The sequence below is a fragment of the Crocosphaera sp. genome (genome assembly GCF_030064895.1).
GTDB lineage: Bacteria > Cyanobacteriota > Cyanobacteriia > Cyanobacteriales > Microcystaceae > Crocosphaera.
The window spans coordinates 15914-42239 of the sequence record NZ_JASJEB010000023.1; the positions used below are offsets into that span (position 1 = coordinate 15914).

General features: G+C 36.7%; 20 protein-coding genes and 3 pseudogenes. 11 read left to right on the top strand and 12 right to left on the bottom strand.

Going from position 1 to position 26326, the window contains the following annotated elements:
• Positions 1-37: 37 nt before the first annotated feature.
• Positions 38-1201: a GuaB3 family IMP dehydrogenase-related protein gene (locus tag QNJ66_RS08475; RefSeq protein ID WP_300505190.1), complete on the bottom strand. Its 1164-nt coding sequence runs from the start codon at positions 1199-1201 to the stop codon at positions 38-40.
• A gap of 157 nt (positions 1202-1358) precedes the next feature.
• Here QNJ66_RS08475 and QNJ66_RS08480 point away from each other — a divergent pair, with 157 nt between their 5' ends.
• Positions 1359-6725, top strand: coding sequence for a translocation/assembly module TamB (locus QNJ66_RS08480; protein ID WP_300505193.1), 5367 nt, complete (start codon positions 1359-1361; stop codon positions 6723-6725).
• Positions 6726-6740: 15 nt separating this feature from the next.
• Complete coding sequence (locus QNJ66_RS08485; protein ID WP_300505196.1) at positions 6741-7769, top strand: DMT family transporter; 1029 nt, start codon at positions 6741-6743, stop codon at positions 7767-7769.
• 178 nt (positions 7770-7947) lie between these two features.
• Here QNJ66_RS08485 and QNJ66_RS08490 read toward each other — a convergent pair whose 3' ends face one another.
• From QNJ66_RS08490 to QNJ66_RS08500, 3 genes are all read right to left on the bottom strand, one after another.
• Positions 7948-9300 carry a 1-acyl-sn-glycerol-3-phosphate acyltransferase gene (locus QNJ66_RS08490; RefSeq protein WP_300505199.1) on the bottom strand — a complete coding sequence of 451 codons (1353 nt, stop codon included), beginning with the start codon at positions 9298-9300 and terminating at the stop codon, positions 7948-7950.
• 9 nt (positions 9301-9309) lie between these two features.
• Positions 9310-10005 (bottom strand): PspA/IM30 family protein, encoded by a 696-nt coding sequence (locus QNJ66_RS08495; RefSeq protein ID WP_300505202.1) that lies wholly within the window; start codon positions 10003-10005, stop codon positions 9310-9312.
• A gap of 93 nt (positions 10006-10098) precedes the next feature.
• Positions 10099-11421, bottom strand: a complete 1323-nt coding sequence (locus QNJ66_RS08500; protein WP_300505204.1) for a hypothetical protein — start codon at positions 11419-11421, stop codon at positions 10099-10101.
• A gap of 199 nt (positions 11422-11620) precedes the next feature.
• Here QNJ66_RS08500 and QNJ66_RS08505 point away from each other — a divergent pair, with 199 nt between their 5' ends.
• Positions 11621-12175, top strand: a complete 555-nt coding sequence (locus QNJ66_RS08505; protein ID WP_300505207.1) for a Uma2 family endonuclease — start codon at positions 11621-11623, stop codon at positions 12173-12175.
• Between the two features lie 48 nt (positions 12176-12223).
• On the opposite strand, the pseudogene QNJ66_RS08510 reads toward QNJ66_RS08505, so the two are convergent.
• The 4 genes and pseudogenes from QNJ66_RS08510 to QNJ66_RS08525 form a co-directional block, all read right to left on the bottom strand.
• A pseudogene (locus tag QNJ66_RS08510) lies at positions 12224-12322 on the bottom strand (DUF4351 domain-containing protein); the annotation flags it as partial.
• Positions 12323-12412: 90 nt separating this feature from the next.
• Complete coding sequence (locus QNJ66_RS08515; protein WP_300505209.1) at positions 12413-13222, bottom strand: hypothetical protein; 810 nt, start codon at positions 13220-13222, stop codon at positions 12413-12415.
• A 286-nt stretch (positions 13223-13508) separates the two neighbouring features.
• On the bottom strand, positions 13509-15830 hold the full coding sequence (glgB, locus tag QNJ66_RS08520) for a 1,4-alpha-glucan branching enzyme (protein WP_300505213.1): 2322 nt from the start codon (positions 15828-15830) through the stop codon (positions 13509-13511).
• Between the two features lie 297 nt (positions 15831-16127).
• Positions 16128-16850 (bottom strand): tetratricopeptide repeat protein, encoded by a 723-nt coding sequence (locus QNJ66_RS08525; protein ID WP_300505217.1) that lies wholly within the window; start codon positions 16848-16850, stop codon positions 16128-16130.
• Between the two features lie 243 nt (positions 16851-17093).
• On the opposite strand from QNJ66_RS08525, the gene QNJ66_RS08530 reads away from it, so the two are divergent.
• Entirely contained in the window at positions 17094-17558 is a 465-nt protein-coding gene (locus tag QNJ66_RS08530) for a hypothetical protein (protein WP_300505220.1), read from the top strand.
• A gap of 12 nt (positions 17559-17570) precedes the next feature.
• Here the strand turns inward: QNJ66_RS08530 and QNJ66_RS08535 are convergent, their stop codons facing one another.
• The 3 genes and pseudogenes from QNJ66_RS08535 to QNJ66_RS08545 all read right to left on the bottom strand — a co-directional run bounded on the left by QNJ66_RS08535 (position 17571) and on the right by QNJ66_RS08545 (position 18143).
• Positions 17571-17747 (bottom strand): hypothetical protein, encoded by a 177-nt coding sequence (locus tag QNJ66_RS08535; protein ID WP_300505222.1) that lies wholly within the window; start codon positions 17745-17747, stop codon positions 17571-17573.
• 82 nt (positions 17748-17829) lie between these two features.
• Positions 17830-17973 (bottom strand): annotated as a pseudogene (locus QNJ66_RS08540) (transposase); the annotation flags it as partial.
• On the bottom strand, positions 17919-18143 hold the full coding sequence (locus QNJ66_RS08545; RefSeq protein WP_300505224.1) for a hypothetical protein: 225 nt from the start codon (positions 18141-18143) through the stop codon (positions 17919-17921). The gene QNJ66_RS08545 and the pseudogene QNJ66_RS08540, both read right to left, overlap by 55 nt.
• A 231-nt stretch (positions 18144-18374) precedes the next feature.
• Between QNJ66_RS08545 and QNJ66_RS08550 the strand changes: the two genes are divergently transcribed.
• From QNJ66_RS08550 to QNJ66_RS08580, 7 genes are all read left to right on the top strand, one after another.
• The gene (locus tag QNJ66_RS08550) at positions 18375-19064 is read left to right on the top strand and encodes a PspA/IM30 family protein (protein WP_300505227.1); all 690 of its coding nucleotides are present in this window, start codon (positions 18375-18377) and stop codon (positions 19062-19064) included.
• A gap of 69 nt (positions 19065-19133) precedes the next feature.
• Positions 19134-20543, top strand: a complete 1410-nt coding sequence (locus QNJ66_RS08555; RefSeq protein WP_300505229.1) for an ABC transporter substrate-binding protein — start codon at positions 19134-19136, stop codon at positions 20541-20543.
• 408 nt (positions 20544-20951) lie between these two features.
• Positions 20952-21596, top strand: a complete 645-nt coding sequence (locus tag QNJ66_RS08560) for a hypothetical protein (protein ID WP_300505231.1) — start codon at positions 20952-20954, stop codon at positions 21594-21596.
• Between the two features lie 41 nt (positions 21597-21637).
• Positions 21638-22738 carry a DUF1822 family protein gene (locus tag QNJ66_RS08565; RefSeq protein WP_300505234.1) on the top strand — a complete coding sequence of 367 codons (1101 nt, stop codon included), beginning with the start codon at positions 21638-21640 and terminating at the stop codon, positions 22736-22738.
• 13 nt (positions 22739-22751) lie between these two features.
• The gene (locus tag QNJ66_RS08570; protein WP_300505237.1) at positions 22752-23243 is read left to right on the top strand and encodes a hypothetical protein; all 492 of its coding nucleotides are present in this window, start codon (positions 22752-22754) and stop codon (positions 23241-23243) included.
• Positions 23244-23266: 23 nt separating this feature from the next.
• The gene (locus QNJ66_RS08575) at positions 23267-25309 is read left to right on the top strand and encodes an ABC transporter substrate-binding protein (RefSeq protein WP_300505239.1); all 2043 of its coding nucleotides are present in this window, start codon (positions 23267-23269) and stop codon (positions 25307-25309) included.
• A gap of 60 nt (positions 25310-25369) precedes the next feature.
• A complete protein-coding gene (locus QNJ66_RS08580) occupies positions 25370-25714 on the top strand; it encodes a YtxH domain-containing protein (protein ID WP_300505243.1) in 345 nt (114 codons plus the stop codon).
• A gap of 60 nt (positions 25715-25774) precedes the next feature.
• On the opposite strand, the pseudogene QNJ66_RS08585 reads toward QNJ66_RS08580, so the two are convergent.
• Positions 25775-26197: pseudogene (locus QNJ66_RS08585) on the bottom strand (RNA-guided endonuclease TnpB family protein); the annotation flags it as partial.
• Between the last annotated feature and the right edge of the window lie 129 nt (positions 26198-26326).

Consider the following 26326-nt stretch of genomic DNA (forward strand, 5'->3'; position numbering starts at 1 on the left):
TCCCCACACTCCCCACACTCCCCACCCGTCCCACACTTTACTTACCCATACCCAACTGTTGAGCTTTCTGATAAACTTTTCCTTCTGTCAACAAGGAGGGTGCAATAACTACTTCCACATCTTGCATTTCTTTGAGATTTTTGGCCCCTAAAGTTCCCATACTGGTTTGTAATGCTCCTAGTAAATTATGGGTGCCATCGTCCAACTTTGCAGGGCCGGTGAGAATTTCTTGGATACTGCCTGTGGTTCCCACGTTGATACGAGTTCCTCTGGGTAAGACAGGAGACGGGGTAGCCATACCCCAATGATAATCCTTTCCAGGGGATTCTGCTGCACGGGCAATGGGAGACCCTATCATCACTGCATCGGCACCACAAGCGATACATTTACAGATGTCTCCGCCGGTGACAATACCACCGTCAGCTACCACTGGAACATAACGGCCTGTTTCTCGTTGATAATCATCCCTGGCCGCCGCACAATCTGCGATCGCCGTTGGTTGGGGAACCCCTACTCCTAACACTCCGCGAGAGGTACAAGCTGCCCCCGGACCAATACCTACTAAAACGGCTGCTGCCCCTGCTTTCATCAAGTTTAAGGCTACTTCGTAGGTGACACAATTACCAAAAATGACAGGCATAGGCATTTCTTGGCAAAATCCCTGTAAATCAAGAGGTGTAATCGATTCTGGGGATAAATGCGCTGTGGATACTACTGTTGCTTGGACAAATAATAAATCTGCTCCAGCTTCTGCTACTATCTTACCATATTTGGAAGCACCGGCCGGGGTTAAACTGACTGCGGCAATACCACCGTTGTTTTTAATTTCAATGATGCGCTGTTTGATTAATTCTGGTTGAACGGGTTTTGCGTATAGTTCCTGCATTAACCCCACAAACTCAGATTTGCCTACGGAGACAATGCGATCGAGAATTGGGTTAGGATCTTCGTAACGAGTTTGAATCCCTTCTAAGTTTAGAACACCGATCGCTCCTAAGTCTGAGAGTAACCCGGCCATTTTCACATCCACCACACTATCCATAGCACTAGCTAAAATGGGGATACTCCGTTCAATTCCGCCAATTGTCCAGGACGTATCTGCTAAACTAGGATCTAGGGTACGAGTGCCAGGCACTAATGCGATTTCGTCTATCCCGTAAGCGCGTCGGGCTGTTTTGTTGCGACCAATAATAATATCCACTTCTATATTCCATTCCCTAAGTATTAGATTAGGCTACCAAATTTTTAGGGTTTTAGGGAAGGGGTTTAGTCTGCTAATGTTGATTTTACGGACTATAATGGACGCAGAAAATCTGATTAGTGATCAGTGCAATTCTTTGGTGGTGTAAGTAAGTATTATGAAAATAAACCGTTCTCCGAAGCGACGGGACTATGGCTTACAATATGGTAAAAAGCCTAAACTCCACAGACAACATCATTCTTGGGCTGGTTGGGGTCTGGGTGTTGTTTTGTTAGGATTAGGGGGTGGAACGGTTGTCGGGAGTTTTTTGGTGCAAAAAAACCTGACTCCTGTGGTTGAAGGACAACTTAGTAATTTTCTTAATCGTCCTGTGGAGTTGGGAGAATTAGAAACATTTTCTTTCAATTATATTCGCTTTGGTTCTACGGATCTTTTATCGACACCAACTGATCCGGCTAAGGTGTCTATGTCAGCTTTAAAAATTGCTTATAATCCTCTTAATTATATTATTAATGGCAAGTTAGAAATTGAAGTAACTGCTATTGAACCTTCTGCTTATTTAGAACAAGGGGAAAAAGGTGGGTGGTTAATAACTAAGTTTAATAAGTTAAATCCTAATAGTCCTATTCGTTTTAAACATTTGGTTGTAGAGAAGGGTGAAGCTATTGTTGTTTCTCGTTCTAAGAATGGGGAAAAAGAACCGGCTATAAGTTTAGAAAATTTATCGGGTAAACTTCAACTTGTTAATAATAATATTGGAATCAAGTTTCAAGTTGATTCGGAAATAATTGATAGTGGAAGTATTAATGTTTCTGGGATTTATAATCGTAGGAAAAAAGCAACTAATTTATTGGTTAGAGGGAATCAAATTAATGCTAATATAGTTAGTCAAATTCTGCCTCTTCCTATAGAGTTAGAATCGGGAAAAGTTGATGCTAATTTAGAAGTATCTTATGCGAATAAAAAAATAGAAAATTTACAAGGTGTAGCTAGGTTAAACCAGGTTGATACAAGGCTTAAGGGTTTACCTCAATCTTTGGTGGGTCAGGGAAAATTACGGTTTAAAGGCAGAGAAATTAAGTTTGATGAGGTTGCTACTCAGTTTGGGGAAATAAGGGGAATTGTTAAGGGAAATATTGATTTAGATAAGGGTTTAAATTTAACAGCTAATACTGAAGTTGCTTCAATTACAGATGTTTTTAAGACTATTAAGCAAGACCCTAAAAATATTTCGGTTTCTGGTAAGGTTGAAGGAGATTTAAAGGTTAAAGGTGCCTTTAGAAATCCGAATGTTTTAATATCTCTGAAGAATCAGGATGAGATAAAAATTGATCGTGTTAATTTTAGTGATGTAAGGGCAAGTTTAGGATTAAATAAATCTCAACTGACTATTAATGGTTTTCAAGCTGTTCCTATAGTGGGGGGACAAGTAATAGGAAAAGGAAATATAAAAATTAATTCTTCTTCTCCTCTCTATTCTATTGATATTGAAGGAAAAGGTCTTCCTACAGCTAGTTTAGCTAGTCTCTATGAAACGGATATTCCTAGTTATATTAATGAAGTTTCTACTTGGGTTAATTTATCAGGAAATATCAAGAAAACAGAAACTTTTAAAGCAAGAGGAAAGGCTGATTTTGAAGTGGAAAACGGTACAGTTAAGGCTGAAAATATTGTCTATAATAAGGGTAGTTGGCAAGGGAATGTTATTGTTTCTGAAATTGATGTAAATACTTTTAATTTGCCTCTTAAACAGGGTAAGATTCAAGGTAAATTTATTGTTTCTGGAAACAGTAGAAAACCGATCAAAGATAGTCTTAAAGCGGATGGGGAATTAACAATTAAAGTTAATGATAGTTTGATTAATGCTCAAAACATCAAATTTTCTCAAGGTAACTGGCAAGCAAAATTAGCGGTAAATAATACTAAAATTAGTCAACTTTTACCTCAAACTGCTTTTAAAGGTAGCTTAAACGGAATTTTTTATGTTGAGGGTAACTTAGAATCTAATATTAACAATATTCAAGGTCAAGGTCAGGGAAGTTTGAGCATTGGTGGCGGAAAAATTGTTGCTAATAATCTCTACTTAAATCAAGGTAAATGGTCAACTGAAATCACAAGTAAAAATGTTGATATTAGTAGTTTAACTAAGAAAGTTCCTGAACAATTATCAGGGAAATTAAACAGTAATTTAACTCTAGCCGGAAATATTAACCCTGAGACTTTTATAAATAGTATTGAAGGAAAAGGTAACGCTACATTATCCCTATCTCAAGGGGCGATCGCAGCTAAGGATCTCACCATTACTCAAGGTGACTTTACTACTACTTTGATCCCTAGCTCTCTCCCTCTAAAGACAATATCTACTAATCTAACTGGAAATTTAGCAGGAAACTTAGAAATTGCAGGAAAATTAAACAAAATATCCCCAGAATATATACAAGCTAAAGGAAAATTAGAATTTAGTCAAGGATTATCCTATATCAACCGTTCTCTGACTACTGCTATGGAATGGGACGGACAAAGATTAACCCTAGATGATATTACAGCATCGGGTTTAACAGCAAAAGGATGGTTAGATGTTGATTTAAACAAAAAGAAAGATATATTAACAGCAATTAAAGCATTTTCTTTCGATATTGACTCAAAAAATTTTGATATAGCGAGTTTACCCTTATCTTTACCCGTTGAGAATGTAAACTATTCAGGAAAATTAGACTTTCAAGGGGCGATCGCTGGAACTCCTCAAAACCCTAATATTGAGGGAGAAATGGCCTTAATTAACTTAAAAGTAGAAGATATTAATTTTGAACCTGTAATTAGTGGAAATATTCTCAAAAATTCAGAAAAAGGACTAGAATTAGCTTTAAACGGCACAAAAGATCACATCCATTTGCAACTTGATCCCCAACTCAACTCCCTTACTGTAGCTATTAAACAGGAAAACATAGATTTAGTAGCTAATAAACAAGATAAACAATGGAAAATAGATATCAGTTCCCTCTCCTTACCTATTATCCAAAAAATTGCTCAAACAAAGTCCAAAAATAATACTTTACTCCAACAACCCATGACAGGAAAAATATCCGGTCAATTTAGTCTAGACTTAGACAGTGGGGCGATCGCTGGTAAAACAGTTGCTATTCTTAATCCCATTATAGGGACAATTCAAGCTAAACAACTTAAAGGAAACTTTCACTACGTAAACCAAAGCTTAGCCATAAATAATGCTACAATTTTCACCCAAAACAGTCAATACGACCTAAACGGACAATTTAAACAAACCCCTAATGGTCCTGAAATAGCAGCTAATGTGAACATCGACCGAGGTAAACTCCAGGATGTTCTAGAAACACTACAAATTTTTGAAATAGAAGACCTAAAAAGAGGATTAACACCCCCCCAATACGCAAAAGCAGCCGATCTGTACCAAAACGACCAAAATTCCCAAACATCTCTGTTTAAAATAGACACAGCAAAACAGTCTCTAGGCGATCGCCTAGAAACCTTCGAGCAAATTACAGCATTATTAGGAAAAAATCAAAAGGAAAAACAAGAAAATAAAACTTTACCACCATTAGAAAGCTTAAAAGGAGATTTCGCAGGACAAATTGCCCTAAATATCACCCCAAAAACCGGATTAAAACTCAACTTTGACCTCATAGGACAACAATGGGAATGGGGAGAATATCAACTCACCCAGTTTCAGGCCAAGGGAAACTGGAAAGATGAAATATTGACCCTAGAACCCTTTAATCTACAATTACAAGATAGTTTAATCCAATTTGCCGGTAGTATTGGTCAAACAACCCAAAAGGGACAGTTACAGGTGATAAATATTCCCCTAGAAACCCTGTCCCAATGGGTTAACCTTCCCTCCCTTGTCACCTTGGGAGGACAACTTAACGCAAATATGAACTTAGGGGGAACCCGTGACAACCCTCAAGCATCAGGAAAATTAGTCATTGAACAACCTAGCATCAATCAAACTCTGTTAGACTCTACTCAAGGACAATTTACCTACGAAAAAGGTCAATTTAACTTTATCGCAAGTAGTATTCTTGATCGCAAAAGTGAACCCTTAACCATAGAAGGAACCTTTCCCTACGTTTTCCCCACATCCCAACAGCAACCCCAAAACGATCGCCTTTCCCTCAAGTTTCAGGCCAAAAATGAAGGGTTAACCCTACTAAATATCCTCAGTCAAGGACAACTCGCTTGGTTAGGAGGAAGCGGAGAAGTACAATTAAACTTATCAGGAAAAGTTGACCCAAAACGGGGTATTCCTTATGAACTACAAGCCGATGGTTTAGCCCTAATTAAAAACGCCACCATTGCCACCAAAATGATGCCTGAGAACCCATTTCAGCAAGTTCAGGGCAAAATTTTCTTTGACTTAGATACTATCTCTTTTGATGGTTTAAAAGGGAATTTTAGCGGTGGAAAATTTAATATTAATGGGTCTTTACCATTACTAAAATTAACCCAAAACAACCCATCTCTAACCGTTCAATTAAATAATTTAGCCCTCAAGCTTCCGCAAATATATCAAGGAGGAGTACAGGGAAACTTGCAGATTGGAGGAAGTTTATTAAATCCAGAAATTGGAGGAGAAGTCAATCTATTTTCTGGACAAATTTCACTTAAGGAAACTGGCAAGAAACCGCAGCAAAATAATTCTTTATTGAAAAGCACAAAGTTAAACAATTTGCAAGTAAATCTAGGAGAAAAACTGAGCATCAATAGGTTACCAATTTTAAACTTTTTAGCCACAGGAAATTTAGCCTTGAACGGAACATTAGCAAAACCAGAACCCAGAGGAACTATTAACTTAGAAAATGGCTTAGTTAATCTCTTTGCAAGTCAATTAAGATTAGCAGGAGGTAAAGATAATACAGCACAATTTTTACCACAAAAAGGATTTGATCCTTACTTGAACATTAAACTATTTACTTCCACTACCGAAACAACACAAAATACTGTCAATATTAATCCCAATTCTCCAGAAATACCTGAAACATTTAGTGCTGATAAAAATAGTTTAGAGACAGTCAGAGTTAAGGCCAGCGTAGAAGGATTTGCCAGTAACATCACCCAAAGTATTCAATTAAGTAGTCAACCGAAACGGAGTGAACAGCAAATTATTACCCTGCTAGGAGGCACTTTTCTTAATACATTAGGCACAGGAGAAACCACATTAGGATTAGCAAACTTAGCAGGAAACGCAGTTTTTGGACCATTTCAAGGGGCAATTGGAGAAGCGTTAGGGTTAAGCGAATTTCGTATTTTTCCTACTCCTTTAATCAACCAAGACGACTCCCTTGACACCTCTAATATTGGGTTTGCCGCCGAAGCAGGAGTCGATTTAACAGAAGATTTTTCCCTGTCTATTCAAACCATTGTTAATGGCGATCGCCCTCCAAAACTAGGTTTACAATATCGTATTAATGAGAGTACAGTCATTAGAGGATCGAGTAACTTTTTAGATGATAATCGAGGAAGTATTCGATTTGAACAACGATTTTAAGGTATAAATTGGCTTATGCTATCTTGGTTAAACAAAATTCCTGGTCGTGGCTATTTATTAGTAGGAGTTATGATCTTTGGTGTGGCTAACTCTGTGACTCGTAAACTGATGGATATAGGTGCAAATAATCTTATTGATGGTCGCAACCCTATTTCTTTTTGTAATGTCTTGTTTGTCGGAAATTTGTGTGCTTTAATCGCTTTAATTGGGTTTTATTATCCTCAACTAAAACCTAAATATTTTCGTAATTTATCCTCAAAAAGTTGGTCTTATTTGTTATTAGTGGCTTTATTATCTGGGGCCTTGGCCCCTGCTTTATTTTTTGGCGCGCTTGGACAAACAGCAGTCAATAACGTTGTCTTAGTTGGTCGCATTGAACCTCCTTTAATTTTATTTTTATCCGTTATATTTTTGCAGGCCAGGGTTAATGGTTGGGTAGTTAGTGGTGCAATAGTATCAGCGATTGGCGTTGTCCTCACTGTAGTTTTACAACCCCCCCAAAACGAAATGATGCAAATGTCAGCGTTTCAACTAGGAATAGGAGAGACGATGGCAATCGCCGGGGCCATATTTTCAGCGATCGCTAATATTATCAGTCAAGTTAGCTTAAAAAATGTACCCTTGGGATTATTTAATGTAGTGAGAACTGGTTTTGGGACAGTTGTTTTCTTTGCGATCGCATCATCTTTATTTGGGATAGAACATTTCATGGATGTATCATCCCCTTTCTTGTGGAAATGGATGATTTTTTATGGAACAGTTATCGTTGTTATTGGCCAGTTATCTTGGTTTGCTGGTTTAAAACGTAGCAACGCTTCTGAGGTATCTTTAGCTAACTCTTTTAATCCCATTGCCGGAGTTTTAGCTGCTTTTTTTGTTTTAGGAGAAACCCCAACAGCAGCGCAATATATGGGAGGTGTTGTGATTTTAGGAGGAATTATTCTTAATCAAATTGGAATTGTCAAGCAAAATAAGTTGTCTGTAAAACCTGATATTCCTTCATCTGAAAAGTTTAAATCATCTCCAGGTTTTAAAGGCGTTTAAAAATGAATAATTACTGGGTAAGTCTTCCGGTGCAAAATAGCGTTCTTGATCGGTCAGGATGAATAAAATATTGTAAGTCATACTAAGTGGTTGGACAAAATTAAAGTTAACTCTTAGATATTACAACTTCTATGGGACTTTCGCTATAATCTGAACTCAATACAAAATTTTCTCACATTCAAGAACGAATTATTAACCGATCTAAACTATTTTCTAAGTCTTGGGTTAAGCTACTTACAGCTTGACGACGACTCTTTTTATAGTCATCAAAACGATCGCTAACCGAGATAGGATCACCCACAGTTATCAATGCTTTTTGTTTACCTAGTTGCGGACGGAAAAAAGGATTTTCACCTTTAATTTTTGCCACAACATCCCACAATAATAATACGGTATCTGCAAACCTTTCCGCGCTAGGTTTATCCTTAACATAATAACCAGTTACTGCCACAAAAGACTCAACTAAACGCATATGCCACATTCTTAAACTAGCCTCTTCAGCAATGCGATCGCCTAAACCTTTTTCCAGCGAAGATAATTTATTGATTTCCTTAAAATCATCCCGATAAATATAGTCCCATCCAGCTTGTTCCAAACGACGACAACGATCAATTACCGTTCCTTTTTGTTTAAGATTAAAGTAATTTTCTGCAACTTCTAAGCTAGTATTGAGTAATTTTTTTAACCTTTCTTGTAAAGTTTGCCCTGATTCCTCTGCTAAAGGTTGATGATAAAATTGTTGATAAAAATTTTCCATTACCCCTAAAAAATGTTCCCCTAATTGATATAATCTTTCGTATAATTTTGTTGTTTCTAAGGAATGATTTTTAGAAGAAATACCAGCATCCTTTTCTAACTGAGTTAATAATTTTTCAATCTCTTGCCAAGGAGGAGAAATATAGAAATATTGAATACCAATAGGGACAATAAAAACATCTTCCTTGCGATTACTTTTACGCAAATCTTCTGCACACCAAAACCCCAATTGAGAGATCCCTGGTTCTAGGGGACTAATAATTTCATTATGCCCATTTGTTGCCCCTTCTGGGGCTGCTGAAATAGGGAATTGACTATTAACAAATAACTCCCTTGCTGAACGTAAACCAGGAATATCTAACTTACCCCTTTGTATAGATGTCCCCCCTAATTTAGAGTATAACCAACCCACAGCAGAACCTGCCCATAAAGGAATCCCGCGATCGTACATAAAATGAGAATGAAGAGGATGTTTTAAACTAATTTTTTTTTCTTTAGCCACTTTTGGCAACAGTTTCCAAACTAAATATCCCATACAATAGGAATCGTTAACACTGGGGTGACGAAAAGCCATTAAAAAGCGAACTTTCTTATCTTGAAATTGTTGATAATAATCAGCTAATCGTTCAATATTATTACCCTCAATTTCTTGAATTGTGGTTTGCCATTGTAACCATAAAGGTAAAAAAGTTTTCACCCCACCATAAAGCCAGGGGTTAAAATTAGGAGGAATATGTTCTAAAGGCGGTTGGGCGTGGATTGATGTTTGATTCATTTTATTACTTTATAATTTATCTATTTTTGATCTAAGTTCATCGATTTCTGTCTGGGAATTTTTTTCTTTTAATTTAGCCATTTCTTGTTCTACTTTTTTATTATTTTCTAATTCATTAAATTTACTTTCTAGAGGATCAGGCATTTTACCCATCGTAGTTGATTGTGCTTCTAATTCTAATATTTGTTGATCAATCCTATCAAAAAGATTATCAGAATTATAAGGATCAAAATCTCCTAAAACTTCGTGAAGTTTTTGAGAAGCAATAGCAGAACGAAGTCGAGCCAAATAAAGACTTTTTTTCGCCTTAGCTTCTCGTTCCTTATGTTCAATTGTTCTTAACTCGTTTTTTAGTTTTTCAATAATCTCATTTTGTTCGATAAGTTGGCTTTCAATACTATCAGCTTGTTGTTTATAAGATTGACGTTTAAACAACGCTTCCCTAGCTAAACTTTCACCGCCTTTAGCCATAGCCAACTCCGCTCTTTCGTACCAAGTTGCAGCAGCTTTCTCGTAACGAGATAATTGACGTTCCGCGCTTTTATGGGTTGCGATCGCTTCTGCTAAAGCGCGACGCATAGCAATCAATTCTTGTTCCATCTTATTGATGGCTTCATCTAATAATTTTTCAGGGTCTTCTGCTTCATGAACTAAACTATTCAGATGACCCTTCACAACCCTACCAACTCTTTCTAACCATCCCATTCTTGTTCTCCTAATCTTCTTTTATGGTCTCTAATAATAGTTTACCAAGATTTTGAATCCTAAGTAATTACAAAAAGTTATTAATAACAACGATTACTTAATAGTCATATCCGATGAAGATTGTGAATCTAAAACCTCTCGTTGTTGTAGTTGTTCCATATATTTGACTTGTTGCGGTAATAGTGGCGAGGGAACTTGATTAAGGCCATTTTGCATTTCTAAACGGGTTTTATGATTAAATCCCAAGGGGATATCACTTTGATTATTTTCTTCCATATTCAATTGTTGTTTAATAGATTGACGAAGTTGTTCCTCTTGGGAAACAGATGGGTTATTGACAGGAATTGGAGGGTTTTGAATTGTTACAGTGGGAGAGGTGGGAGGTTGAGGAGAAGGAGAAACAGCAGGAGAAGTTTGTGTTAACTGTTGTTGCATCACTTGACGAAGTTGTTCCTCTTGGGAAACAGATGTGTTATTGACCGGAGTTGGTTGAGATTGAACGGTTACAGCAGGAGAAGTTTGTGTTAACTGTTGTTGCATCACTTGACGAACCTGTTCTTCTTGGGAAACAGGTGGGTTATTGACCGGAGTTGGTTGAGATTGAATGGTTACAGCAGGAGAAGTCTGTGTTAACTGTTGTTGCATCATTTGACGAACCTGTTCGTCTCTCGAAAGCAGTTGCTTATTAATGGGAGGAGATGGGGGTTGAATAGAAGAAGGAAGGGGACGAGGAATCTCTGCAACAGGAATAGTAGAAGCTAAGGGGGCAGTTTTTGGCGGTTGAGGAACCTGTAAAGGGGTTATGGTTTGAGGTTGTAGAGAAGGGGGTAAAATGGCGTTAGTCAGGGTTAAAGGTTGATTAACATTAACCACCTTTCTGATTGGGGCCGGAGGGATAGGAGAAGGTTTCTCGAGTTGTGGAGGAGACTGGGGGGAGATAGAAGCGTTAGAAACCGTACTTAGTCCATCTAAAGTGAACTGATCAGGGGATTTTTTGGCAATATTAAGACTCTTGGGGATGAATAAGTCGGGGGAAGCCATTTCTAGGTTAACGGTGGCTGTAGGCGATTCTAGAGGGGTTTCCTGTATTTTCCATAGTTGTACCCCCACAATGGCCAGATTAGACAACAAAATTAATGAGAATGATCCCACTCCCCAACTGCTAGATACAGATGTTAACCCTTCTTCTAACCATAAGGATAAAGAATTATCGCTTTTTCGTTGGATAGGTTGGTTTTGTTCTAAAACAGGATCATAAGTCAGATTAATTATGTTTTCGTCCTCATGGTATTCATAAGTATTAGCAGGTGTTTCTGCAATGATTTCTGCATCAATGGGTTCTTCTATGAGTTTAGTTGTTTGGTAAGGGCGATTATAGCTATTATTAGCAAAATTGGGATTATTATTAGGATTCATGGTAATTCAGATATTCTTATTGGGAAGTTATATTATATTGTTTAGGTTTAACACATTCTAGTCTTACTTATCTTTCTTCCAAAAGAAGACCCTCGGCTTTGCCGACGGGATGAATTTTGGGCAAGATATCTCGGCTCGTAATATAATGATATATATCTATAATAGAGTAATATAGTCGTACTTAAAGGCTTTTACGGAAATGATCGCCGTTCCCCACTACATAAGTCCTCAAGAATATCTCGATATGGAACGCCAGAGTCAAATCCGCCATGAATATCGGCGCGGTTTGGTTTATGCAATGGCTGGCGGTACGGATAACCACGATCGCATTGCTTTTAACCTACTCAAACTCATTGATAATCAATTAGGAGACGCTACTGACTGTCGGTTTTACTCTGGTAATGTAAAAGTTAATTATAAAGATGATTTTTATTACTATCCTGATGCCTTTGTCACCTGTGATCCTCGCGATCGCCAAGATCGTTATCTTAAAAGGTATCCAAAATTAATTACTGAGGTTCTTTCATCGAGTACAGCTACTTTTGATCAAGGGGAAAAATTCAAAGATTATCAACAGATTGAAACCCTAGAAGAATATGTTTTAATTAGCCAAGAAAGTCAGCGTGTAGAATGTCATCGTCTTAATACTACGGGGATCTGGGAAACAACAATTTACGAGATAGGTGATCTCGTGACTTTACAAAGTATTGATCTTGAGTTTGCGATCGCTGATCTTTATCGTGGCATAGATTAACAGTTCAAAGAATAATTATATAGACTTATATTTTAAAAAGATTTCTTTTTATTCAGCAAGCCAAATGATTAAATCTGATTGACTCTTAAAATCTAATAAAGCTATGCCAAGGTCTTCTAATTTTTCAACAGATAAACCCCTAATCGTAAATAATCATCAAAAAGCGGTAGTTTTGGATGAAAACAAGTTAATTTGGTGCATTACACTTCGTTAATGCACCCTACAATATCAGCGATCTTACTTAATTGTGCATTGTCCATCAATCATTTCACAAGCTTTGTCGCTTTGTACTCCAGCTATACAAATCTCAGACTGTAGTGGAGGTGTGCTGTAATAGGGACCACCATCTCCAGGTGTATCTCCGGCCATTCGGACGGGATGCGTGTATCCAGCACAGTGCATCATTTCATGAATCAAGGTTTGAGCAATTTCCTGATCGCCCTGTGGGAAAAGTACATCAAAATTCACAAATATCTGGTTGCCTCCAACAAATGCCGAAGCATTAACGCCTGGTGTTGTATTTATGTCATGGTCTATTTGGCGAGTGTAGGCAATCCGCAAAGCCTCCTTTTGTTGATTGCTAAGATTACCGCAGACATTAATTTGACCGTACGCAAACCGGTGACGTTCTTCTAATGTTGCTTGATGAGACGCTATAATACTGGGAGAGTATGTAAAATTGTCTCCGATATTAGCTGCATTCGGAAATATTGGAGACAATTCAATCCTGCCGGTATCCCCTCCCCCATCGTCTTGGTATCGGCCTGATGCAGAAACTGCAGTGACAATTCCACCCACCTGTATCTCTCTTAGATCCAATTGAACTTTGCCAGTATCACCGGTGGCTAGTCGAAAATTGAACTCTAGGCGACTGTTGCTAGGAAAGCTTGCACTAGTTGAGACGTAGCTTCCGTCTGGAACTCCATCCCTGAGAATGTTTCCTCTTACATTTGTATTTCCGTCTGAACGAGAAATGCGCATAGTCCCACTGAACTGCGGCTCATCAATGTAACGTACATTCCAGGAGCGAAAAAAGTTATTATCCATTATTTTGTTTGTAGTTTGAGATGAGTATAAGAAGTTAGCTGGATGATATATTTCTGTCGAATGTTTATGATACCTCCTTTTTCCGTATAGTCAACCCCTAGAGAAAAAAACATAAACTTTCCGTATAATCCCTCTGTAAAGCATATTATGCAGAAACATTATGACCCACATTCCGCACATCTTTTGTCCCATAAAAGATCATGGCTTGGAACCCCGCCAGAACGAAGTGGGCAAAGAATAGAAAAATCTTTATTTATTGCCCACCTATTTTCTTTATTCTCAATACCTACTCTTCTTCATCAGTAGCTACTTCCTCAACAATTGTTCCTTCTGGAACTTTATCTGGATCTAACTTAAGAATTAACACAGACAAAGGTGGTAAACATAAATCTACTGAATAAGGTTTACTATGAAATGCCCATTCATCAGCCCATTTACCCCCTAAATTACCCATATTACTACCCCCATATTTTTTGGCATCACTGTTAAATAATTCAACATAATATCCAGCTTCAGGAACTCCGATTCGGTAATGACTATGGGGTTGGGGAGTAAAGTTACAAATCACAATTAAAGCATCATTAGGATCATCACTTTGTCGCACAAAAGAAACCACACTATGGTCTTGATCGTTACAATCAATCCAGTAAAATCCATGATAGTCAAAATCGTGGGTATATAATGCCGGTTCCTGTTTATAAAGGGCATTAAGATCGCTAAAAAATTGTTTCAGTTGTTGATGGGGTTCGTACTGTAATAAATGCCATTCTAAATCACCCCAAACATTCCACTCACTCCACTGGCCAAACTCCATACTCATAAACATGGTTTTTTTGCCAGGATGGGTGTACATATAGGTAAATAAAGCCCGAACGTTGGCGTATTTTTGCCATTCATCCCCAGGCATTTTACCCAACATATTACTCTTTCCATGTACTACCTCATCATGGGATAACGCCAACATGAAATTTTCGTTGTAATAATACAACATACTAAAAGTGACGTTATTTTGATGATATTGACGGTAAAAGGGATCGATGCTGAAATAATCTAACATATCGTGCATCCAACCCATATCCCATTTAAGATTAAACCCTAAACCACCATCATAAATAGGCCGAGAAACTTTCTCCCATTCTGTAGATTCTTCAGCAATAGAAAGAATACCTGGGAAATACTCGAATAATAAAATATTGACTTCCTTGATAAAATTAACCGCTTCTATATGTTCATCCCCACCATATTCATTAGCAATCCATTCCCCCTCCTTACGCAGATAGTTACGGTATAACATAGAAGCCACCGCATCTACCCGAATACCATCAATATGATACTTATCAAACCAAAAAAGAACATTAGCTACCAAAAAGTTTTTCACTTCATGACGGCCATAGTTAAAAACTAATGTCCCCCATTCCTTATGTTCACCAATGCGAGGATCTTCGTGTTCATAAAGATGAGTCCCATCAAAATAAGCTAAACCGTGGGAGTCTTTGGGAAAATGCCCCGGAACCCAGTCTAAAATCACCCCAATACCATTTTCATGACATTTATCCACAAAATACATGAAATCTTCCGGACGACCAAACCGAGAAGTGGGAGAATAAAATCCAGTAACTTGATACCCCCAAGATCCGTCAAAAGGATGTTCTGCGATTGGTAACACTTCGATATGGGTGTAACCCATCTCCTTAACGTAGGGGATCAATTTTTCTGCCATTTCGTAGTAACTGAGAAAACGGGCCCCAGGGTTCCATTCTGAGACTATGACGGGATCAGCTTCTCCGTTGAGTAAAGGCATTTTTTCGTCGGCAGAAGCGTGTAACCAAGATCCTAAATGTACCTCATACACAGACACAGGTTGCTTGAGAGGATCGCTATTACGTCGTTTTTCTAACCATTCCTCATCATTCCACTGGTAAATATTATCTATATCTACGACAATAGAAGCGGTATCGGGTCGAACTTCCCGATAAAAGCCATAAGGATCGGATTTTTCGTAGATATGACCTTCACTATTTTTGATCTCGTATTTATAAACAGTCCCGGCCCCTATTTCTGGTACAAATAACTCCCAGATGGTATTGTTGCGTTTACGCATCTGGTGTTCTCCACCATCCCAGTTATTAAAATCACCAATAATAGAAACATTACGCGCATTGGGGGCCCATACCGCAAAATAAACCCCTGCAACTTGGTTAATTTTACCCACATGGGCCCCTAATTTTTCATAAATGCGGTGGTGGTTTCCTTCAGAAAATAAGTAGATATCCTCGTCAGTTAGATAAGGGGAACTAAAAGCATAGGGATCGTAGATGACTTTTTCGTGTTCCCCTTCCTTAACTTTCAGTTGATAATTATTCAGTTCAGGGGTTTCGATAATACACTCAAAAAAGTTAGGATGATGAACCGAGTTCATGGCATCTTCTTTTCCTTCTGTGGGACGGATAACCCATGCTGCTTCTGCTTTCGGTAAATAAGCCCTGACTACCCATTTTTTAGTCTTTTTACCATCTTCTAGAAGATGACAGCCTAAAATCTCAAAGGGATTATTATGTAAGTTATAAACAATCTGATTAACTTGATCGGCGGAAATAGTGGTGGTCATGGGACTCGCTATATTTCAAGAAACTGAAGGAAGACGCTTATTATTAATGTCAGAATCTAGTAGTCAGAAGTTTCCTCTGTTTAAGCAAAAATAAGGGCTATTCTTACCGAAGACTATAGTATTACAAAAAATGGTTAGGACAAATAGATGTTTGTTTTAGGGAACAGGGAATAGAAGAACAGGTAAGACCAAATAAATAAAAAGTCCTAACATTAATGCGTAGGTCTATAGAAGTACAAAGCTAGACTTTAGACAACAATATCTGTTTTAGTGCATCTTACAACAGTTTGGGACAGATCAATGATCCCCCTCGATATTTGATTGCGAAATAATGGGTTTTAATACTTTAGCTAACCATTTCATCACTTTTTGCTGATAACGATCGCCTTGGGGTAAACAGGACAAAGCGCGACGGTAATCTGCGATCGCATAATTCCAATCCCCCATCAAATAATGAGTATAACCCCTTTCTGCATAAATACGCCCCAAGTATTGATCGGAGATCATTTTCGCTAGTTCCAGGGTTTCAATGGCTAATGAATAGTCCCCTAGTTCTCTGAGGGTGATACCTTGATTAATCCACACTTTCTGGTTATAAGGATTAATATCTAGTGCCTGTTCGTAGTTTTCTATGGCTTTGCTCAAGTATCCTTGATGGGCATAGCAGTTACCTCGATTATTATAAGCCCGATCTAAACTAGGGTTAAGGGCTATCGCTTGATCAAAATCAGACATCGCTTGCTCATAATCAGCCATTTTCAGGTACATTAAACCCCGATTATTATAGTCAATGGCACTATGGGGAAGACGGGCAATCAATTGGTCCAGAATAGCGATCGCCTTTTGATAATTCCCCTGATTAGCTTCTTGTTTAATAATAATCCTTAAACGTAAATCAGAAAGCTCTTTCTTTTTAAGTTGAGTGGCCATGGCGGCTTTTATACACTCCTCTTCTGACACCGATGGCATCGGAAGGGATGATGAGGAAAGTTTATTATAGTTAGTTATATTATCATTCATAATAGCAGTATTAAGGTGCTTATTGAAAACACTGTACTGAATAGTTTGATGCTTAATGGTAAAAAATGTGTCACTCTGGTAACTGTCTCAACACTTTTACCTTGCTCTTCAATCTTCCTAACTATTTACCATCGGGAGTTTCCCCATTTTATAAAATTTTCCTTAAGTTTTTGGACTTTTCCTAAAGTATGAAGATCACTGATAAAATTAGATTATATGAATCATAAGGAGTTACTCTTACTCATGTCTACTACTACATTATTAGCTAATAATTCTGATATCTCTACGGATAGTTATTGTGTATTTGGGTTAGCAACTTGTTTTTTAAAGGAAGATGGAGAATTTCATCAAGTTCGTGTTATTGAACCGATTCCTTCTGCTGCTTTAGAAACTATTTGTCAGGGAATTCCTACTTCTTATGAATTGGTTTCTGCTAAGTCTATTGCAGACATTTTAACAGGAGAAACGTTAACTAAAACTTCTGATTTTCCTGATGATGCTCAGTTTTGTGATGACTTTATTGAACGAACTTTAGCAGCAGTTAGAACTTATAAAAATCGTCCTTCTGCTCAATCTTTAATTCCTTTGGGAACAGTTAAAAAAGACTTGAATTTTTCTTTAGAAAAAAAACGAATTTTAAATGCAGTTAATGTGGTAAAAACTGAAGACAACGTTAAACAACATTCCCATACTCATCAAGTTTTATAGGCTGTAAATTATTTACAATTGGGGTTTACATTTTCCTGCACGAATTAAGCCAACACGACGAGCGATCGCTTCTTCTTTCGAGGAAAAAGGACCCCAATAATTTGTATCTTCTCGGACTTGATTGGAATCAAGTTCTAAAATTTCACATTGTTCTTTTTCTGTTTTAATAATATACCAAGTGTTGCTCATAATAACTAATAATTATGTCCAATAAATAATTGAATATTATAAGAGATGGCTCTCCCGTACCTGTGGTGATAAGCACGGCTTATTAAAACAAGCAAGCTAGTAGTTTTTCTCTCATAGTATCGAAATCTTTAAATCCATAGCTTTGACGAAGAATTAGTTTTATTTTATTGTTTAATCCTTCCATAACACCACTGGTAGTTCGATTAATAAAATAATGACAAATTTCTTGGATATGTTTGTTAATATTCTGTCCCGCAAACCCAATTCACGACAATATTTTCTCTGGTTGGCGATCGCATCGCTTAACAAAACTTCCAGTTGCCCTGCGATCGCCCTATCTTCCATCATGGGACGTTGTTGCCGTTTGGCATGATTACGGTTCATTTTTCGACTCATTTAAGTTAATTATAGCTTATCACCTCTTATTTTAGAAAAAGTTATTTCCTTCTTCCCGATCTGCCTAAAATCGCTGTTTAACACCTCTTGACATCGGCTTCATTCTCTTAACTTGTCACAAATGCCCCCCATCTCCCCGTCACCCCGTCACTATGTAAACTTTTGTTAATAATTTCGGATTTATGGGTGTCTTTTCCAGATAACTCAATAGGCGTTATTCAAAAAGGCAACATGAAAAATAAAATTGTGAAAGGACTCTTAGGTGAAAAGGCTGGCAATACAGTTATAGCTGTATGGCGTTGGGCTTGGGGTTTACCCATTGAAACAGGGGGCAAAGTTGCTAAAAATGTAGCCCAGCAGTCTTTACAAGATATGAACGAAAAAATCCAACAGCTTGCTGCTGGAGTAGCTAAAGTGGTTGCTGCCCATGATAAAGCTAAAACCAAATATCTGGAGAAACGTAAAGAAATTGACTATGCAAAACAACAGGCGAAAATTGCTAACGACAAAGGCAATAAAGATGCGGCCAAAATTGCCATAACCAAAGTTATTATGATGGAAAAGATCATGCCTAAATTGGAAGAAATGGTGAATAAATCAGAAGAAATAATGACTACGGCACAAGATAATCTTCAGCGAGAAAAAGAAAAATTAGAAACCTATAAATTAGAACTTGCTAATTTATCAACTCTCACAGAAATGAATGAAGCAATGAATAAAATTTCTGCTACTACTAATAGCTTGGATTTGGGTTCAGCAACGAGCCAATTTACTGAAGCTCAAAATGCCATTGAAGGTAGATATTTGGAGGAAATGTCTGTGATTGAATTATCAGAAAATTCCACAGACAAACTAGGTCGTCAACTGGATGATTTAACTTTAGAAGACGAAATTAGTAAGCGTTTAGAAGAGTTAAATTAGTTTGTCTTCAATCAAGATTATCTAGTGTAATAGCAGTTTTATACTAAATACAATTAACTGAAAACTGCTGTGAATAAGTCAAGTCAAACACAAAAATATTGGAGTAATGCAGCCATGACAACTAGCAACACAAAAGGGTTTAAAATACCTCCCATTATTTGGATAATTTTAGGTGTTATTCTTATCTTGAGTATTCCGAGAATAATGTCATTTATTAAGTTTCCAGATACAATATTTGTTGAGGATAATAATGATAATAATGATATAGGTATTCTGGGAACAATAACCGAGACAAAACAACAGGCAGTTGAAGCCTATAGCAGAGGAGACTTTCTGGCTGCACAAAACTATTTTCAATTATCACTTGCTCAGCAAAGAAATGATCCAGAATCTTTGATTTACTTAAATAATAGTCGGGCAAAAGAAAGCGTAAATTTACTCAAATTAGCTGTGGTTGTTCCTATTGGCAGCAACTTAAATATTGCTCAGGAAATCTTGCGAGGAGTGGCACAAGCGCAAAATGAAATAAACGATAAAGGGGGAATTAATGGGCAATTTTTACACATTACAATTATCAATGATAATAACGATCCAAAAGTTGCTAAAAAAGTTGCTAAAAAATTAGTTAAAAACTCAGATATTATGGGAGTAATCGGTCATAATGCTTCTACCGTTTCTCAGGAAGTTGCTCCTATTTATCAAAAATCTGGGTTAGTTATGATTACACCAACCAGTTCAGCTAAAGGTATTCCCGATGTAGGAAATTATATCTTTAGAACCCTACCTAATACGAATGCGATGGCTCAAACTTTAGCCAACTATGCCCTAGAAAATAGTCAAAAATTTGCTATTTGCTATGATTCAACATCCTTATTTTCTCGGTCTTTTAAAAACACATTTAGCACAATTATTTTGCAAAATCAAGGACAATTATCACCTACTGTTTGTGACTTCTCAGCAGTGAATTTTAACGGAGATAAAGAAATAAGAGAAGCCTTGAATAATGGGGCTGATACTATGGTCATCATTCCCCATATTGATGGAATAGAAAAAGCTAATTTGTTGGCAGTAAAAAATAGAGGAAGATTAAACTTTTTAGGAACAAGTGTCTTAAATACTATTAAAACATTGGAGGTCGGAGAATCAATGGAAGGGTTATCTATTGTTGTTCCCTGGAGTGCCAAAAATCCCTTAAATCAGCTATTTGCTACCTCTGCACGACAACTTTGGGGGGGGAATGTAAATTGGCGTACAGCAAGTGCCTATGATGCTACAAATACCTTCATTGAAGGGTTAAGGCAAGGTCAAACTCGCGATACTTTGCAACAAGCCATAGAAAACCCTCAATTTAGCACTAATACTATCAATGGGATAGTGAAATTTTTGCCCAATGGCGATCGCTCTGTTAAGGGCATTATAGTACAAGTTCAACCCTCTAAACATCAGACAGGTTACGATTTTATTCCTATTGAACCATAAGTTCGGCTACAGATTCCTATAGGGAGGGGTCATTTCATTTATCATTTATCATTTATCATTCGTTTGGAAGTAGGCTTGAAACCTCTCCCAAACTTCTTTCTCCCTAAAGGGGGAGGCTTGAAACCAAAATGAAAGATGAAAGATGAAAGATGTTTAATGTTCAATGTTCAATGTTCAATGTTCAATGTTCAATGTTCAATGTTCAATGTTCAATGTTTAATGTTCAATGTTCAATGTTCAATGTTCAATGTTCAATGTCTGGTCAACAACCCTTGACCCCTACAATCTTTGTAAAGTTTTGTTAGTATTTTCGGATTTGGAGTGCTTTAGTCTAGATAAAAGAGTAGGGACAACCTGAAAGGTAACTGTTAAACTGCCTTAAGCTAGGATTAATTGTGGAAATTAATTATGTGCGAAGTCGATGAACAATTAAAGCAACTGCTTGAAAAAGCTATGGGAGAAAATCCTAATAGCCAAACCTACAAACTCCTATTTCAGCAAATTATGTTTCAGATGCAACAGTCAGGCAAAATATTGCAACGTAGTCATAATGTAGACATTGATTCTTATCAGAATGCTATCCTGAAAAATTGGGAATGGTTACGGAAGAAATTGCCAGATTATGATCCAGACATAGGTAGGATTTATTCATGGTTCAACAAGACATTATACTACCGAATTAAGGATGAACAAAGCATACTATTCAATCAACAAAATAGTGAAGCTTATCCTCTTTTTGATTACCAAAATGGACAATGGACTAATCCTCTTGATTTAATTCCTGCACCTCCTAAAAACTATGATTTATTGCAAGAAATTGAAGTATTTTTAGAGAAAAATAGAAGTAAACTAGAGTCTAATTATCCTCAAAATTGTCCTCAAGGTAACTGCTATTATTTACTTAACAATCGTCTTCCCATGGGAGAAATTAAACCTTGGAATCTCTTGGCAGAAGAGTTAGAGAGTAATCCAAAAACCTTGAACAGTCACTATCAAAAGAAATGTCTAGAATTCTTAAGAAACTGGCTAGAAAAGCAAGGATATAAACTTTAAATGAATACCCTAGAGCACTGCATTTTTCAACAATAAAGGCCATGAATAATTCTCAAACAAATTTCTTACAATCTATTACCATTCCCTTAACCAAAAGCGATCATAATATTGCTTTAAAACTGGCAACACCACAAATTAGTAAAAGTAAACAACAACAGGTTTATGTTAATGTTCTTTCTGCTTTAGTTGTTAAACACTATTTAGATATTTTTGACATCGAAACAGATTTTGATAATAGTTACGTTTCTCAAGCTTTTTATCATCTAACTTGTGATGTTGCTGATTTAAAAATCATCGATAATCATTTAGGAAAACAAGGACATTTAGAATGTCGTCCTTTAATGAAAGGTGATAGTGATATTTATATTCCCTTGGATGTCTGGGATGATCGCATTGCCTATGTTTTTGTTCAATTGGATGATTATTATAGAAACGGATTAATTATAGGATTTTTGCCTACTATTGATCAAGAAATTATTCCGCTTAATAAACTAAAACCTCTTACTGATTTTCTCGAATTTATCTATATCAAATCTGTCAATTTAAGAGAATGGCTGAATCATCAATTTAGTGATTCTTGGCTCTCCTTAGAAGAGATGATAAAATCTTCTCAAATTGAACCTCAAATGACCTTTCAATTATTTCCTGCTTTTCGTTCTTTGCCTATAAATGGACTTCAGCAACAATTGAGAAAATTAAGTGATAGTATTAACTTAGAAAAACCTATTAATGATATTGTTAATATTATTAAAACTACGGAAAATGAAAAGAAATTTTGGGAAGCAGTAGAACTTTTAAGACTGTTGGAACCATCTCATCCAGCTATGGGAATTAGCAGAATTAAAGAACTTGAAACCTATTTAGCAAGTCCCTTAATTATGATGATACATATTGTTGAGAAAACAGAGGAAACAATGGCTATTGCTTTACAAGTTAATTCCTTAAGTCTTGATAATAAATTGCCCCCTAACCTAACCCTAAGTCTTTTTGAAGGCACTGATAAACTACTAAAAGAGATTGTTACCAATTCCGATCCCTTGGATATGAATATTAAGTTAAAATTTAGTGCAGTGTTAGGTGAGCAATTTACAGTTAAACTAACATTAGGGGATAAAGTTTTCAGTGAACACTTTATTGTATAAATAGGATCTGCTTATGGATAAAAAGATTATTCTGCAAATTATTGGAGGTAGTTTTCAAGAAGGATTTTCCGTCATTGTACAAATTAGTAAAAGAGGACAATCTCTACAATCTAATTATCAGGGTAAACTACCTGGAAACATGGAGATTATGTCCGCTTATCAACAGTGGCAAAATGATTATTATTTGAGTCCGATGATTCGTTCTGCCGGTATCAGAAATCCTCGTATTAAACTATCCAATGAATTAACGGAGGTAGTGTCTGAAAATGATTATATAAATAGTCAAGAAAACTTACAAACAATGATGAAAAACTGGTTAGATTCCAGAGATTTTAGAGAGATTAAAGAACATATTTGTGACGAGGTTAATAAAGATGAATCAGCACAACTAATTATTACTACAAATAATGTAGATTTACAACGTCTCCCTTGGCAAACTTGGAACTTATTTAAACGTCGTACTCTGATAGAAGTTAGTTTTAGTTCAGCTAATTTCTATCATTAATTTAATTTTAGTTGAAAATAACAATGGCAGTTAAAACAATTAAGAATCCGAGAATTTTAGTGATTTTTGGAAGCGATCAAAATCTCAATTTACAGAGAGATCAAGAAATTATTGAAACCTTGAAGAAAAAAGGAGCTAAAATAACCTGGTTACAGGAATCAGATACAGAAAAAATAACCAAGAGAAAGTTAATTAACCTATTGTCAACTAAACATTGGGATATTTTGTTTTTTGCTGGTCATAGTTACTCATGTTATGATCAAGATAATCAAGAAAATGGGATAATTTTACTTAGTGAAGATGAAAATATTTCTTTAAGGGAGTTACAAACTTCTCTAAAAAAAGCAGCAAAAAAAGGACTAAAAATTTGTATTTTTAATTCTTGTGATGGATTATTTTTAGCTCGAAACTGTGCTAATTTTGGCATTCCTAAAATTATTTTTATGCGAGAACCTATTCCTGATAAGGTTGCCCATGATTTTTTAGAAGCCTTTCTTTTACAATTTTCTCAAGGAGAATCTTTAGAATTATCTCTTCGTCATAGCCGAGATATTTTAAGAGACAAATACGAACAAAATCATCAAACTTTACCAGGAATTAGTTGGTTACCAACCCTTTATCAAAACCCTACCAGTCCTTTAATAATTTGGAAACAAATTAATATAATTAAGCAAAGGATTATTGCTGCTATAATTACTATATTTTTAATACCTTTACCAATATCTTTCTCCATCTATCTGTTATCACTAATAAACGGTTCTTCTGAAAATATTACTGCTTCTACTCTAACAAATACTTTTATTCATACTATTAATCCTCGTTTTAGTGGAGGCGAAAGCAGTTTATTGAAATTCAATAAAGATCATAAATTAATCCAAGACGCAAACAAATATTATCAACAAAAAAAATGGAAATTAGCTAAAGATAAGTTTCAAGAAGTTTTAGAGAAAGATAACAATAATCCTGAAATTATGATTTATAAAAATAATGCTCTAGCTGAACTGAATGAAGAAAATATTAAAATTGCAATTGTTATTCCTGTAAATAACCCTGATATTGCTCAAGAAATGTTGCGAGGAGTGGCACAGGCACAAGAAGAGATAAATCAAGAAGGTGCTATTAATAGTAAACTTTTACATATTACTATTGTTAATGATGATAATGAGCCACAAATTGCTGAAGAAGTAGCTAAAAAATTAGTTAAAAATCCAGAAATTATCGCAGTGATTGGTCATAACTCATCAGAAGTATCCTTAAAAGCAGCTAAAATTTATCAAAAAGAAGGCTTAGTTATGATTAATCCAACTAGCTTAGCCTATGGTATAACCGATGTCGGTAATTATATCTTTCGTACCTTACCTAAGATTCAAAAGATGGCTGAAAAGTTGGCTGAATATGCAAAAATAAACAATCAAAAAATCGCTATTTGTTATGATTCGCAAGCCTTCGCCAGTAAATCTTTTAAAGACCAATTTACAGCAGCTTTGGGAGAAGAAAAAGATCGATTAGCTAATAGTATTTGTGATTTGCATTTACCCTTTTTTAATGCTAGTCAAGAAATAGATGAAGCCGTCAAATATAAAGCTAATACCATGCTGATACTTCCCAACATTCAGCAACTGGAAAAAGCCTATGAACTAGCTAAAGCCAATCAAGGACGATTAAACTTGTTAGGAGAAATTACTCTGGTTACTGGAACCACCCTTGATCAAGAAAACTCTATGGAAGGACTGACCTTGCTTGTACCCTGGAGTCCTAAAAATTCAGAAAATCAGCCCTTTGCCGCCTCTGCTCGACAATTTTGGGGGGGAGATGTGTCTTGGCGTACAGCAACGACCTATGATGCTACCTATGTGGTGATTAATGGCTTAAAAGAAGGTCAAACCCGTGAAAGTTTACAAGAGAGGTTAAACAAACCTCAATTTAGCAGTAAAACTATTAATGGAGAAGTAAAATTTTTGTCCAACGGCGATCGCCAAGGGGAACCCTTTCTGGTTCAAGTTCGACCTTCTAAAAATCACCCCACAGGTTATGATTTCCAAATGTTAGATCCGAAAAAAAACTAAGAAGCAGTGACCATCAAGCTAATTCTCCCTAAAATGATTGTTATAGTAACAGAGAAAATCATGTCAAAAAATAACAATAGCGGTTTATTTGTAGTCGGGGTAGTTTTGGGCAGTATGGTGGGAACCGTTACCGGACTACTATTAGCCCCCCGTTCCGGAAAAGAAACCCGACGCATTATCAAAAAATCTGCCGATGCACTGCCAGAAATGGCCGAAGACTTATCCACCAGTGTGCAACTACAAGCCGATCGCCTCTCAGAGTCCGCACAAAAAAACTGGGATGGAACTCTAACCCGACTCAAAGAAGCGATCGCAGCCGGCATAGAGGCCAGCCAACTGGAAAACCCTCCTGTGGACTCTCCCCGCGATATCACTCCTCAAACCAACTCTTCCAACAATAATTAGGGAAAAATTTGACATCCTCACGCGCCCTCCGCTACGCTAAAGGACGATGATTCCTAAATCTCACGATCTAGGTTTCTGCTTCAATGCAGTTGCCTTCCGAGATTTACTCTCTTCAGGTCTTACACTCGCTCCACAGACTGACACCCCAAAGGGGTTCGGCAGTCGCTCATGGGGGAAACCCCCAAGACCGCGCTGCCTCACCGCAAGCCCTGCGGCCAAAATATTGCCACTGGCGTTAATGTCACGGTCATGGTTAGTCCCACATTTAGGACATTCCCATTCCCTAATATCTAACGACAGTTTATCTACAATGTGACCACAATTTCCACAGCGTTTACTACTAGGAAAATAACGGTCAATTTTGACTAATTCCTTGCCATACCATTCACATTTATACTCTAGTTGGCGGTTAAATTCTCCCCAACTAGCGTCACTAATTGACCTAGCTAACTTATGGTTCTTGACCATATTTCTAATAGCTAACCTGCATTATTCATGAGAGAATTGAGAACAAGCCTGAAAGCCTTATATAATAAGGAATATGGAGATTTGACCCCAATAACAGTCTGTAATTTTTATCTATTACTAACTATTGATTATTTAATGATTAAA